13 protein-coding genes and 1 pseudogene are annotated in these 12,667 nt (G+C 69.6%); 9 read left to right on the forward strand and 5 right to left on the reverse strand.

What is annotated here, in order from left to right; genetic code table 11:
• Positions 1-1,186 precede the first annotated feature (1,186 nt).
• The 4 genes and pseudogenes from SAVERM_RS00165 to SAVERM_RS00175 all read right to left on the reverse strand — a co-directional run bounded on the left by SAVERM_RS00165 (position 1,187) and on the right by SAVERM_RS00175 (position 4,223).
• Positions 1,187-1,867 (reverse strand): RibD family protein, encoded by a 681-nt coding sequence (locus SAVERM_RS00165; protein ID WP_011109690.1) that lies wholly within the window; start codon positions 1,865-1,867, stop codon positions 1,187-1,189.
• 4 nt (positions 1,868-1,871) lie between these two features.
• Entirely contained in the window at positions 1,872-2,759 is an 888-nt protein-coding gene (locus SAVERM_RS44010; RefSeq protein ID WP_242432211.1) for an NsdA family TPR-like regulatory protein, read from the reverse strand.
• 339 nt (positions 2,760-3,098) lie between these two features.
• Positions 3,099-3,305 (reverse strand): annotated as a pseudogene (locus tag SAVERM_RS44015) (helix-turn-helix domain-containing protein); the annotation flags it as partial.
• 123 nt (positions 3,306-3,428) lie between these two features.
• Positions 3,429-4,223 carry a GntR family transcriptional regulator gene (locus tag SAVERM_RS00175; protein WP_037652099.1) on the reverse strand — a complete coding sequence of 265 codons (795 nt, stop codon included), beginning with the start codon at positions 4,221-4,223 and terminating at the stop codon, positions 3,429-3,431.
• A gap of 395 nt (positions 4,224-4,618) precedes the next feature.
• On the opposite strand from SAVERM_RS00175, the gene SAVERM_RS00180 reads away from it, so the two are divergent.
• From SAVERM_RS00180 to SAVERM_RS00215, 8 genes are all read left to right on the forward strand, one after another.
• Positions 4,619-5,185, forward strand: coding sequence for a hypothetical protein (locus SAVERM_RS00180; protein WP_048894380.1), 567 nt, complete (start codon positions 4,619-4,621; stop codon positions 5,183-5,185).
• A 209-nt stretch (positions 5,186-5,394) separates the two neighbouring features.
• On the forward strand, positions 5,395-5,886 hold the full coding sequence (locus SAVERM_RS00185; protein ID WP_242432207.1) for an ATP-binding protein: 492 nt from the start codon (positions 5,395-5,397) through the stop codon (positions 5,884-5,886).
• Between the two features lie 83 nt (positions 5,887-5,969).
• A complete protein-coding gene (locus SAVERM_RS00190; RefSeq protein ID WP_011109695.1) occupies positions 5,970-6,287 on the forward strand; it encodes a WhiB family transcriptional regulator in 318 nt (105 codons plus the stop codon).
• Between the two features lie 209 nt (positions 6,288-6,496).
• Positions 6,497-6,688 (forward strand): DUF5999 family protein, encoded by a 192-nt coding sequence (locus SAVERM_RS00195; RefSeq protein ID WP_277915171.1) that lies wholly within the window; start codon positions 6,497-6,499, stop codon positions 6,686-6,688.
• Positions 6,689-6,792: 104 nt separating this feature from the next.
• Complete coding sequence (locus SAVERM_RS00200) at positions 6,793-7,158, forward strand: hypothetical protein (RefSeq protein WP_107083113.1); 366 nt, start codon at positions 6,793-6,795, stop codon at positions 7,156-7,158.
• Between the two features lie 55 nt (positions 7,159-7,213).
• Positions 7,214-9,418, forward strand: a complete 2,205-nt coding sequence (locus SAVERM_RS00205) for a hypothetical protein (RefSeq protein ID WP_011109698.1) — start codon at positions 7,214-7,216, stop codon at positions 9,416-9,418.
• A gap of 115 nt (positions 9,419-9,533) precedes the next feature.
• On the forward strand, positions 9,534-10,010 hold the full coding sequence (locus tag SAVERM_RS00210) for a hypothetical protein (protein WP_011109699.1): 477 nt from the start codon (positions 9,534-9,536) through the stop codon (positions 10,008-10,010).
• A complete protein-coding gene (locus tag SAVERM_RS00215; RefSeq protein ID WP_011109700.1) occupies positions 10,007-10,315 on the forward strand; it encodes a hypothetical protein in 309 nt (102 codons plus the stop codon). Before SAVERM_RS00210 ends, SAVERM_RS00215 begins: the two co-directional genes overlap by 4 nt.
• A 316-nt stretch (positions 10,316-10,631) precedes the next feature.
• Here the strand turns inward: SAVERM_RS00215 and SAVERM_RS00220 are convergent, their stop codons facing one another.
• Positions 10,632-10,892: a hypothetical protein gene (locus SAVERM_RS00220; RefSeq protein ID WP_137951625.1), complete on the reverse strand. Its 261-nt coding sequence runs from the start codon at positions 10,890-10,892 to the stop codon at positions 10,632-10,634.
• Here SAVERM_RS00220 and SAVERM_RS45185 point away from each other — a divergent pair.
• On the forward strand, positions 10,866-12,659 hold the full coding sequence (locus SAVERM_RS45185) for a hypothetical protein (protein ID WP_037652105.1): 1,794 nt from the start codon (positions 10,866-10,868) through the stop codon (positions 12,657-12,659). The two genes, SAVERM_RS00220 and SAVERM_RS45185, sit on opposite strands and share 27 nt — an antisense overlap.
• The last annotated feature ends 8 nt before the right edge of the window (positions 12,660-12,667 follow it).

A 12,667-nucleotide genomic window follows, 5' to 3' on the forward strand; every position in this document is an offset into this window, starting at 1 on the left:
CCAGGAGGGACACCACAACCAGCAGAAATCACCCCCGGCGGGGGTGCGGCCTGGTCGTGGTCGACCTGACAAGACGACTCACGCTCGTGCACTATGGCGATACCGACCTTCCATATGGATCAACGCAGAGGGGCCCCTTGGCCGGGGCCGATCTCGATGGCTCGTGTGGCGGGACAGGTGAGCCCCCTCCGTGAGGAGCGGGCGACAGTACGAAGGCCAGAGGCGGATCTCCTTCCGTTGACGACTTGGTGCTGGTGTTCCGAAAGCCCTTGGCCGGGCCTCGGAACGAACCGCGAAGCCCCTTGGCGGGGGCCCGCGGGTGGTGCAGTGCAGTGCAGTGCAATGGCCCTGATGAGGGGCCGGATCGAAATGAGCGGCTTGATAAGCCGCGGCTCAGAACCGGTAGCAGCCGGGATCTGAGCGGACCGCTCTGGTGGCTATTCCAGGCGGTAGACGGGCCGCGCGAGGCCGAAGGGGATGGCTAGTCCACCTTTTCTTGGCGCGCGCGGCCGATGGCCACTAGGTCATCCCAACCCCCTGAATCCGGAGGCTGGCGTCAGCATGCGCGCGTACAGCCCGGATGGCGTGATCGCGATTGAAGAACGGCGTAGCTGCGCGTGTGGTTCCACGCGTGCGGGTAACCTTCATCCCGCGAGCACCTCCCATCAAGGTGTGTCGCCCAACGGAGCTTCGCCCCGTTCGAGAGCCCCCAGTGGACCAGGCCCGGTCCCGGGGGTTCTCGCCGTTATGGATCACGTCTGCGAGCAGCCTAACCGCACGACCGGATAGAACTGCGAGGCGAATTCGCACAACGCCCGAGGTGCCCGGAATGCCGAGCCCGCCAGACGGGAAGCGCGCAGTAAATTGCCCGCCACACGGGAAAGTCGTCTGTCGTATAGGCACTTCACACCCCCTTATAGGTCGGGCAGCAGCGCGGACGCGGCTAGCGTGGCATGGGACTTGACTAGGTGTCTGGTGACATTCGGCGGTGACATCCGGATCAACTCCTGGGCGCCGCGGACTATCCGGGCGGGTCGACCGCCCGGATGAAGGTGCTGAAAGTCCGCGCGATCGACGACGTCGTGTTCGTCCGCTACGCGCCCAAGGAGCGCGGCTGATGTACGCGCGCGGTGACATTCGGCGGTGACATCCGGATGTCACCGCCGAATGTCACCGCGCGCGTACATCAGCCGCGCTCCTTGGGCGCGTAGCGGACGAACACGACGTCGTCGATCGCGCGGACTTCCAGCACCTTCATCCGGGCGGTCGACCCGCCCGGATAGTCCGCGGCGCCCAGGAACTGAGCCGCCTCGGGCTGGCCGACAAGGAGCGGGGCGATAGCGAGGTGGACTTCGTCGGCGAGGTTCGCGGCCATCAGCTGCGTGTGGATGGTGCCACCGCCCTCCACCATGAGCCGGCCGACGCCGCGGCGCCCGAGCTCATCGAGGACCAGGCCCCAGTCGAGCTCGGGGCCGACACCGACCACGTCGGCCAGGTCGCCCAGGGTGGCGCGCACCTTCTCCACCGCGCTGTCCACGGTGACCACCAGCTTGTCGCCGCCGTGGTGCCAGAAGTTCAGGTCGGCGGAGAGGTCGCCGGACTGGGTGACCGTGACCTTCAGCGGGTACTCCGGCTTGCCGTCGGCGACGCGCTGAGCGCGCCGTTCGTCGCTGTTGACCAGCAGACGCGGGTTGTCCCGGCGCATGGTGTTCGCGCCGATCAGTATGGCGTCGGATTCGGCGCGGACCTGGTCGACGCGGTCGAAGTCCTCCGCGTTGGACAGGCGCAGCCGCTCGGGGCTGGTGTCGTCCAGGTAGCCGTCAACCGACATGGCGGCGGAGAGCAGGACGTACGGGCGGGCGGTCATCTGATCAGGCTTCCGTTTCTGTCTCGTGGACAAGGGTGGAGTCGAAGGCGGCGCGGAACTCTTCGACCTCCGGCACGCGCTGCCAGGGGGTCAGGGCCTTGTCGAGCCGAGTGAGCTCGTTCGTGATCCGGCCCGATCCCGTGTCTCCCGCGACCATCAGCGCGTTCATACCGACCGCAGCGGCCTGCTCCGGCACCCGGGCGCCGGCCAGAGCCACGGCCTGCCGCGCCATGTAGACACCGCGGTCGCGGTGGTAGCCGTCCGGCATCATCCGGATCGCAGCGGCGAACCCATCTGCGGCCTGGTCGTGCTTGCCGAGGGCCTCCAGGCCCTGAGCGCGGTGGATCTCTACATACGAGGCGGACAGCCACACGCCCCACGGAGTGGGGTCGGCGGCCGCGCCATCGAGGGCGTTGCGGACGTCGTCGATGGCGCGCTCGCTCTCGTCAGCGTCGCCGCGCAACGCGTGCCCGTACGCCTCATACGTGCGCGCGACGGCGGCGAGCCGGCTGCGCGGGCGCGCCATGCGCTGCGCGGCTTCTGCGAGGTCGACTACGTCGACCAAATCCGCTGTGTCACCGGCCAGTTGCGCCTTGCGGGCCATGACGTATGTGCTCAGATCGGTGTCTCCGACCGTGTGCGACCACTGCATTGCCCGGTCCAGCCAGTACGACGCCGCCTCCGGGTTGCCCAGATCCTGGTAGATCCAGGACAGGAACTCTCCGTACTGCGTTTGCAGCTCCATGAGGTCGCGCCGGTCGATGCCTTTGGCGTCCCGCCGCAGCTCCTGGATGACCTGGATGTGGTCGCGTACCGCGCCGACGACTTGCCGAGGCCCCAGGAGGTTGTCGCTGTCGATCAGGAGGCGGCGGGTGCGGCGCAGGTGCTCCACCGGCGTGGACCCGTACGCTGACGCGGCCCGCGCCTTGCGGACCAAGCCTGGTACAGCGCTCGAGTCCGCTGTTGCCGGCGAACCCACTCCGACCGCGGCAGCGGCTCCAAGCCCCACCCCAGTGCGCAGCAGCGCACGCCGATCCAGAGCCACCCAAACCACCGACCCATCACGTAGACGACACGGGACAGAGAGCCCCTCACCGTCCGACGCTGCCTGGTCTGGCAAGCCCAAAGCTAGATCAACTGATGACTTGGCCACATGAACCGGCGAATTGGCCACATGGCCACGTCCGTCGTCGATCCGCTCCCACAGGCGGAATAACATGCCGTTCGCGCCCAGGACTTGGTCCAGGAGTGCGGCCTGTGAGCGGTCGGCCTTCCGTTCGGCGCGCTCGAATCGCCCCAGGTGGCTGTGGTCGAGCACCGCTCGCTGCGACAGGTCGCGCAGGCTCCACCCTCGCAGCTTTCGGAGCTGCCGCAGCTCGTAACCCCAGTTGTGCAAGGGCGACACCCAGGGCGTCAACTCCCTTGGCCTCTGTGCCATCCCGCCCCAATCCTGTGGCTGATGTGGCCAGTTCGTCAGGCCACATGTCAGATCTGGAACTCATGACTCCCCCGGGCCTAGAACCGAACTGCAAGCAGTCAAGCCCGGTCAGGGAGGTGTTCTTCAGTGGTCTTCTTCGTCTCCGTCTTCGTCCGCATCCGAGAGCCGGGCACTGGCGTGACGACGGATGGAGTAGCCGATCTCGAACTCTTCGGCGCTCATCCGGGTGTCGTTGAGCTCAACGACTTCGCCGGTGGGCGAGGTCGTGACTCGTACGACGCGCAAGAGCGGAACGCCTACGTCGGCAGGAAGGTTCAGGGCTTCGGCTTCTTCAGGGGAAGGCATGCGAGCCGAGACGCTCTCGCTCCAGCGCAGGGGTCGATGTCCCATCTCCTCCAGCCGGTCGTAAATACCTCCTGGGCCGGTATCGGCTTCGGCGAGGAGGGTTCCTCGAGCGAGTTCGGCCGGCAGGTAGCTGGTCGCCAACTGCTTCGGCTTCCTCGTCTCGGGGTCGCCCATCACGCGGTCCCGGATGAAGACTTCGGCGCCGGTGGCGAGGCCCATGAGGGCAGCGAGATCGACCGGCACGATGCCCCACCGCAGGGTGGGCGTCTCCAGGGCCGCCCACGACTGGGCGGTCGGGTCGAAGTAGTAGCCGATCTCGTCACGGAAGACCTGGCGCGACCGGGTGATGCGTCGCTTCTCCGGACGTTCCCGAACGATCGTCCCTCTTCGGCGTACCGCGATGACCAAGCCCTCTTGCTCCAGAAGAGCGATGGCGCTCCGCACCGTTTGGTAGCCCGCGCCGTACTGCGTCTGAAGCTCGGTCAGCATCGGCAGCTTGTCGCCCGGCACGTACCGCCCGTGGCTGATCTGCTGTCGCAGGTCAGCGGCGATGTCGCGATACGAGACGGGCATCGGAGCCACCTTTCGGAGTGCTGCTCGGGTCTGATTCTAGGGCTAGCTCTATCAGTCAGCGATGGGCGAGCACAAGCGATCAACACGAATAGAGCTATCGCTATTGACTCGGCGTTGCCGCATGGTCTCTACTTGGCGATAGCGATAGCCCTAACGATCCGTTGAACAGGGCTACGCACCCTGCACCACCGCAAGACCGCAGGAAGTCGTCCGCCCCTCACGGGGTGGCCGGGGTTGATGCACCACTAAATCCCCCGGGTTCTCGACTCACCTGCATGCACGTCGCAGCGCTGATGCGCTGTCCGTCCCCCAGGACGCCGGGTCTCCCGTGCGCCTGGCGGGCGGAGAGAGCACCGCGACGCAGCCCCTCCCCTCCGTACACAAGGAGATCCCGCATGACCATCACGTCCGCGATGCCCACGGCCCGCAAGCGTCCGACCCGGACCCGCACGAAGCAGGTCAGCAGCCTCCCCGCGATCACCGTCTCGAAGCTGCCCCCCATCGACATCGACCTGCTCCCCGGCACGGAGAGCCTGGTCTGCCCGAACTGCAGTCGCTGGTGCCCCATCACCGGGCACGACGGCCGCAACCCGAAGCTGGTCCCCCACCACACCGGCCGCGCCGGCACCGCCGAACCCCGCCGATGTGACGGCAGCAACCGGCGAGTGAAGCTCGATCTGACGATCGCTGAGTGGCGGGAGCTCCTGGCCGACGCCATCACGGAAGCCTCCAGCCGCCAAGCCACCGCAGTGCTGCCCAAGGCGTTCAGTCCGCAGACCGACCGGACCCTGCGGGCTCGCGCGGAGCGCACGCTGGCAGGGCGCGTGGCCGACTGGGACGCGGTGCTGCCGCGCGTGGCAGACGCCGATAAGAACCGCCGGGCGGTGCCCGCTGGTGACGCTCCCACGGAGGGCCCCGCGGTTCCGCTGACCACGCTCCACCCCAAGCGCCCCGAGCGCTGAACCGACCCGCACGAACGACCACGGCCCCGGCCGACCCGATCACCTCGGGTCGGCCGGGGCCGTGGCTGCTCGTACGACCAGCCAAAACGAGCGGCCCCGGGATTGCGCCCCAGGGCCGTTCAGCAGGTCAATCCGTGAGAGGAAAAACCTTGAGTCCCATCATGACATCTCCCGCGCCTCCTGGTGCACGGGCAGACAGCAGCCCGGACATGGACGACATGTTGCGCCGAACCCGCATGGACGACCAGCGCCGTTCGCAACGGCCGGCGCTTCCGGCCTGCGTCCCCGGCCTGTACGTCCAGCACCGCGACCGTGGCTTCGTCGCCCACATCACGGCCTCCGAGGTCGCCTTCAGCACGGTGCGCGGTCTGACCGTGTCGGTGCCGATGGCGTACGGGGCCGGCCAGGCGACCGCCGACACCGCTGAGTGGCTCGTCTCGGAGCTGCTCGGCAACGCCGTGCGGGCCTGCGGTGATCACGTGCCGCTGGTCGTAGAGGTGTACGTCACCGGGCGCAGCGTCCAGGTGAACGTGCACGACCCCGCCGCCGATCTGCTGCCTCACCGCAGCGCGGTGGCGATGGACAGCGAGACCGCGGAGTCCGGGCGCGGCCTGGGTCTGCTGGACATGCTGGCGCCTGGCTGGGACGTCGTGTCCTCTCCGGTGGGCAAGCAGATCCGCTGCCACATCGACGCCAAGTAGCTCAGCCCGCCGCCAATACACGAGCCAGTCCCGGGGATTCCGCCCCGGGGCTGGCTCGTACACGGATCTTTTGGGAGGCCCACATGAAGCGAGTGTCCGTCGCCGTCGTACGCAGCCACGCCTACGCGCCGGTCTCCACTGACGCGATCGAGCGGTCCCGCGCCGCCTGCGTCGATGAGGACCCCGAGCTGTTCTTCCCGATCGGCGACACCGGCCCGGCGCTGTTCCAGATCGAGGAGGCCAAGGCCGTCTGCCGTCGCTGCCCGCTCATGGAGAGCTGCCTCCAGGGTGCGCTGGAGCGGGGCGAGGACGCGGGTGTGTGGGGCGGGCTGTCCGAGAAGGAGCGCCGTTCCCTCAAGCGCCGCGAGGCCCGCGAGCGCGCTGCGGCCGCCTCCGCCTGACGCCATCCGTACGGGAGCGACAGTCAACTCCCCTCTCGCACCACGCTGTTCAACCAGGCCAGACGCCCGTGGTGCGGGCGGCCGGCCTTTCGCACGTCTCCAGCCCGGGAAAGTCTCGGGCCCGCATCCCCGCAGGAGAGCCCATGCGCAGCAGTACCCAGCTCGACACCGCGACGACTGCAACCGGCTCCACCCGGCTGTCGGACTCACTGTGCACGCACACCCCGACGTGTCCGTCGGCCACCAGCTCGGACCGCGAGGCCGCGCACGTCGTGGCCGCCCACCCGGAGCAGGGCTGGAGCCTGCTGTGCAACGGCGTCCTGCTCTTCGAGGACACCGGGGAGCTGCTCCCCGACGGCCAGGTCGTCGCCCCGCACCGGCACCTCGCGGTCGTGGCCTGACGGTTGCCTGATCTGCCCGCACCGACCGCCGAACGCTGGCGGCCGGGTCGGGCGGTGACGGGGAGCCGGACAGCCCGGACCACGTGACCCGCCAAGGAGTTGCCGTGCGCGACAGCGCCAAGAGCACCACCCCCGCGATCAAGTTCAAGCAGGGTCAGTTCGTCCTGTACCGCGACCCGGAGATGTTCTGGACCGGGCAGGCCGGCCACACCTTCGTGTGCCGGGTCCAGCGGACCTGGCTGGAGGGCACCTACGACCTGGTCGCCGTGGCCACCGGCCGCTTCGTCCACTACGCCAACGCGGACTACATGCGGCTGCTGCCCGCCGTCGACGCGATGCGCGACATCGACACCGCCCCGCTCAACACCGACGGCGCGGCCGACGACATGACCGCGGCCGCCATCGCCTGGCTGACCCAGCAGCACGCGACCGCCAACCAGCGGCCGGAGCTGCCCGCCCAGCGCGACTGACCGAACCACCCGTGAACCGCCGCCCCCGGGCGGCATCGACCTGGAAGGAGGCGGCGTGGCCGCCACTCGAACCCGCAACAAGAGGCCCACCGCCCGTAAGAAGCTGGCGGCAACCCGTCCGGCTCCGCAGCCCACCGCCTCCCCCACCCCCGACGCTCCCGAGACCCCGGCCGGGACCACGGAGGCGGAGGTGGACTTCGAGGCGTCGGCCCCCGTCGCGGACGCCCGGGACCGGGCCGCCGACGTCATCGACACCGCACGCGAGCAGGCCGCCGCCCTCCAGGCGGAAGCCGAGAGCGCGGCCGCGCGCACCGTCGCCGACACGCACGCGAAGGTCACCGCGCTGATGACCGAGGCGCAGACCCGTGCCGCGGGCATTACCGCCGACGCCGGTCAGGAGGTCACCGCCCAGCGCACGGCGGCCAAGAGCGACCTGGAGGCCGCGCGCGGCGAGGCCGACCGGCTCCTGACGGAAGCCCGCGACCGTGCCGAGACCCTCGTCAAGGAGGCCCGCGCGCAGGTCGCCGACCTGACCGAGCTGGCCGCCACCGACCGTGAGGCGACCGGCAAGGCGGTTGCCGAGCTGCGGCGCATGGCCGAAGCCGACCTCACCGAGATCAGCGCCTTGGTCGACCAGCGCCGCCTTGAGGCCGGGCAGATCCTTGCCCGCGCCCAGGAGCAGGCCGACGAACTGGTGGCCGCGGCGCAGCGGGAGGTCGACCAGGCCCGCGAGCGGTTCGCCCAGCTCGCGGCGACGGCGGCCGAACATTACGACGGCCGCCGGGCGGAGGCGGAGGCGCTGTACGCGGATGCGGTCAAGGCCGCTGACGACCGGCGCCGCGAAGCCGACAGCTATGTTGCCGCCGCGCACACCGAGGCGGAGCAGGTCCGCACCGAGCTGCGCGAGAAGCTGCGCGAGCTCACCGACCAGTTCGACACGGAGGCCGCCGCCAAGCGCAAGGCCCTCGCCGATGAACTCGCCGGGCTCAAGCAGGCGTGCGACAAGCAGCGCGAGCGGCTGCGGGAGGAAGCCAAGACCGTCGCGGTGCAGCTGCGGGAGGCCGCCCAGAAGGAGGCCGACCGCATCACCACGGAGGCGGAGCGCAAGGCGAAGGGCATCACCGACCGGGCGCAGGCCGATGAGGCCCGCGCCCGCCGGCTGCTCGAGGAGGCCCGGGCGGCGAAGCGGGCCAACTCCCGCTTCCGGGGCTGGCAGCAGAACCTCAGCCGCAAGGCGTGGAAGACCGCCCCGTGGATCGCGCTCGCCGCCGGCGTCGGTCTTGCCGCCTCCGGCGAGTATGAGCTGGCCCGCATGGTCGGCATCAACCAGTACGTCGCCCCGCTGCTGCCGGTCAGCATCGACGTCTACTGCGTCACCGCGTTCCGGGCCAAGAAGGACATCCCCTACGCGCTGCTGCTGATGGCGTCGGCGAACGTGACGTACCACCTGTCCGAGCAGGCCCACATCGTCAAGGAAGGCCAGTCGGCACCGTGGCAGCTGACCACGTTCGTCGTACTGATCTTCGTGGCCGTCATCTGGCGCGTCCACACGCTCATGCACGACGACGGTACGAACGGGCACGGCAGTACGGCTGCTGCGGGCGGCCGTACCGGTACGGACAGCGGAAACGGAACGCCCGCCCGTACAGGTACGCACCGGCGTACCGACGGAACGGACGGCACGTCGTCCAGCCGTACAGGGGCCGCCAGCCCCGACCTGTACACCGCTCGAAGCACGGTCCGGCCGCAGGGAATGGGCACCGGACGCGACGGTACGGACCCTGTACGCCCCGCCTCGCACCCGCCGCACGATGACGGGTCCGAAGCGGCGGTGACCAGGCCGTACAGCGACCGTACAGACGGCGTACACACCACCCCCGACGGGGCGCGGCGTACAGGTACAGCGGCTGCGGGGCGTACCGGTACGGCCAGTGCGGCCGTACAGGCGCGTACCGGGTCGGTCAGCGTCCGTACACAGTCCGGCGGTGACGGTGTTCCGGAGGCCCGTACAGGTACGGGTGCCGCGTCTTCTCCTGCAACCGGAACCAGCGGTGCGGCGGGTGCGGACCGTCCCGGTACGCCTGTACGGACGGACGCTGAACTCCTGCCGCTCGTACAGAACCTGCCGCGTGATGAGGACGGCTTCGTCACCCTCTACCAGGCCCGCACCAAGCTCAGCGTCAACCAGTCCCGCGCAGTCCGACTGCTGAAGGAGGCCGGCCTGCTGCGTCCCGAGGACGCGGACAAGCACCTGCGCTGATCCGCCGTCCGGCACACAGCAGTGAGGGCCAGCCCATCGGAAGTGGGCTGGCCCTCGCTGCGACTGCCGGAAGCAGTCGACAGCCCCACCAGTACACCAGGAGGGAATCCCCGCCGTGAACAGCAACAGCGACCCGAATTACGCACCTCTGCGCGACGTCGCGCAGAGCCCGGAGGCAACCGCCCGGTACCTGGCCGACGTTCAGCGGGTCCTGCTGGACATCGGCAAGAACCTGGAGACCCTCGCGATCGAGACCCGCGTGCACCTGCGCAAGACGCACGTGGAGGGCGACCGCTGGTACCACGCCAGGATGCGCGCGATGCCCGTCGAAAAGGCCCTCGGGAACGTGCTCAAGAACCTGAACAACCTCACCGAGGGCCTGGAAAAGAGCGCCTATAAGCGCCGCGCCCACGACGAGAACGTGGTGAATACGGTCAAGGGAAGGAAGGAAAAGGAGCTGGAAAAGCAGCGTAAGAAGAACCCGCCGACGCTCCAGGCCGCACCCAACCCGCCGCAGCAGGGTGCGCAGAGCGAGAATTCCGGATATGGTGGTCCCACGTCGATTTACGACCTCGGTCGGGAGTCGGCGTGAACCGCCCCCTCAGCAGTGCCGAACGGTCCGCCGAACGGCGTCAGAACTGGCTGAAGGAAGAGGCGAAGAAAGCCCGCGAATCTCGCGGCGAGGCAGGGCTGATGGAATTCTGGCTCCGCCTGGCACGATCCCGAATGTCCAAGGACGTCAAAGCCGGTCGCGGCGACGTCTACTCCGGATTCGCGCTGATCTGCCGCCTGTTCATCACGGCGCTGGACCAGCGGGTGGAGGGCAACGGACGGATCTGGAACGACCTGCTGCAGTACGCGGAGCAGGTCGTGGCGAAGCACCCCCCGCGTAACTGAACGTCACCAGCGAAGGCCCCGCCGGGCTCCGGCGGGGCCTCGCGCGCGTAAAGCGTGCACACGTGCACGTGCACACGCGTGCACACAAGATCCCACGCTCTGTCAAGTCCCAGGAGGGAGGCGCACCGTGTCCGATGAGGACGGCACAGGGACCCTGGTCCAGGGCCCCTGGAGCGGTGATTCCACGTACGTGCCACCGCCGATCCCGGATTACGGCGACACCATTCCGCCGCCGGAAGACATTCCCCCGGCGCCGCCGGAGTCGCCGGAAGAGATGACGATGGAACTGCCGACGATTCCGGCAGCACCGGACCCGTCAGCGGCCCTGCGCTCTGAAGGAATTACAGCACCGGAAATCAGCGAAGATGACGGCGAATGCGAGGAAGGCGAATACGAACAGCCTCGTTCTCTCGCTGACCGTCTCGGTGACTGGTTGGAATTCCGGCTGGAAATGGCGCGGGCCAATCATGAAAGCGAAACGCCTTTCCGTGAGGCTGAAATAGCACGGAAGGCCGCGCTGCTGGAGGGCCGCACCGCGCAAGAAGTCGCGATGATGGAGCAGAACGGAAAGCTCCACGCCGCGATGATGAAAGCGAAGGGCGACAAGGCGGCGGCGCGCGGAAAGGCCGACGCCGACCGCACGAAAGCGTCCGGCTCCGGCCTGGGGGCGGACAAGGGCCGCTCGAAGGCCGGCGGCGGGGGCGGGTCCTCGCGCGGCGGTGGCGGCAGCGGTCCGTCCCACAACAACTCGGGCCCGGGGTCGAACCGCTCCGGCGGCTCGCGCGGTCCCAACTCCGGTGGCCCCGGCGGGCGTTCGGGGTCCGGATCGGCAGGGGGGAGCGGAGGCGGCAAGGGCGGCACGAAGGGGTCCCAGGCGGGCTCTGGCGGCCGTGCATCCGGTCCTGGGCGCAGCGGTTCGTCCGGGGGGTCGAAAGGCTCTCAGGCGGGCTCTGGTAGCTCCGGCCGGAACGGCAACTCCCGTGGTGACGGGGCCAGTCAGGCGTCCGGCGCTCGTGCCGAGCGGGCCCGCGGCCGCCAGGAGCGCGCCGGGGTCCGGCAGGCCGGGCGGCAGGAGCGGCGCAGCGCCGGGCACGCCGCCGGTGTCGCGGACCGGAGCAAGGACCGCGACCAGGCGCGCGCCCAGCGGCAGCAGGCGTGGGAGGGCCGCCGGGCCAAGAAGGCGGAGCGGGCGGAGGCACGGAAGGCGAAGCGGGAAGCCGCGGCGTCGGCCGACTCGGGCCGCACCACGCTGGGTCAGGCCGTCGGTGAGGAAGCCCAGCGCCGCTTCGACAAGCGCCGCGCCGACGCGAAGGCCGCCGCGGACGCGAAAGATGCCAAGGCCGGCACCGAGAAGGTGAGCCTGACCAAGGACAAGGACTCCAAGGGCAAGGGCACCGACGACGGCAAGAGCACCGACGGCAAGGACGGGAAGTCCGCCAAGGACGGCCCCGACGGGGCCTCCAGCGCCGCGAAGGACGGCAAGGCGGGCGATGCGCCGGGCGCCGACTCAACGGCCGGTGACGGGGCGTCTGACGGTGCGAAGAAGCGGCGCCGGTTCCGGCGTCGGCGCACCGGCGGCACGGGCCGGGCCGGACGGCGCGGACGTACCCGCCGCACGGGGCGCACCAGTCGGACGGGGCGTGGTCGTACGGGTCGTAGTCGTACCGGTCGGCGTGGCCGTCCGGCGGCCAGCCCGTTCGGCGAGGAGGACTCCACCCCGACGGTCGACTTTCCCGGCCGGCCCACCCGCCCGCCGCGCACGGACAGCAAGGGCGAGGACGACATCGTCGACGCGGACATCGTCCCCGACAAGCCCGCGGCCGTCACGACCGGCGTGAGGGGCCTGCCGCCCACGCCGGAGAAGCACACCGCACGGCCCGGCACCAGCCGACCCACCAGCACGGAAGGGAGCAGCGTGAGCAGCTCGGAAGTCAGCAGCCCGTCCGGCGCGGGCGGCCTCGGTGTCCAGCACCGGACGGACATCACGTTCGACGAGTTCCTGATGGAGATGGCGAACATCGCCATCCAGGCCGGCATGGACCAGGAGCGGGCCGAAGCCCTGGCGGAGGCGCTGGCCAAAGTCGCCGACGCCCTGCGGGACATGGCCACCGACCTGATCGGCGACCACAACATCTCCACCCAGGTCACCAACCTGATCACGGACCTGGCCGACTCCGCAGCCCGCATGAAGCAGCAGGCCGAACGGTGTGCCGAGCAGTGCGGCATCGCCAAGGAGGCCGCCACGCTCGCGGCCGCGATGGTCGCCCGCATCTACGGCCAGGACATGGCCGCCAAGGAAGACGCGGGCCTGAAGTTCGCGTCGGCCGCCGCCCACCACGACTAGACACGGAG

It is taken from the genome of Streptomyces avermitilis MA-4680 = NBRC 14893, assembly GCF_000009765.2.
Classification (GTDB): domain Bacteria; phylum Actinomycetota; class Actinomycetes; order Streptomycetales; family Streptomycetaceae; genus Streptomyces; species Streptomyces avermitilis.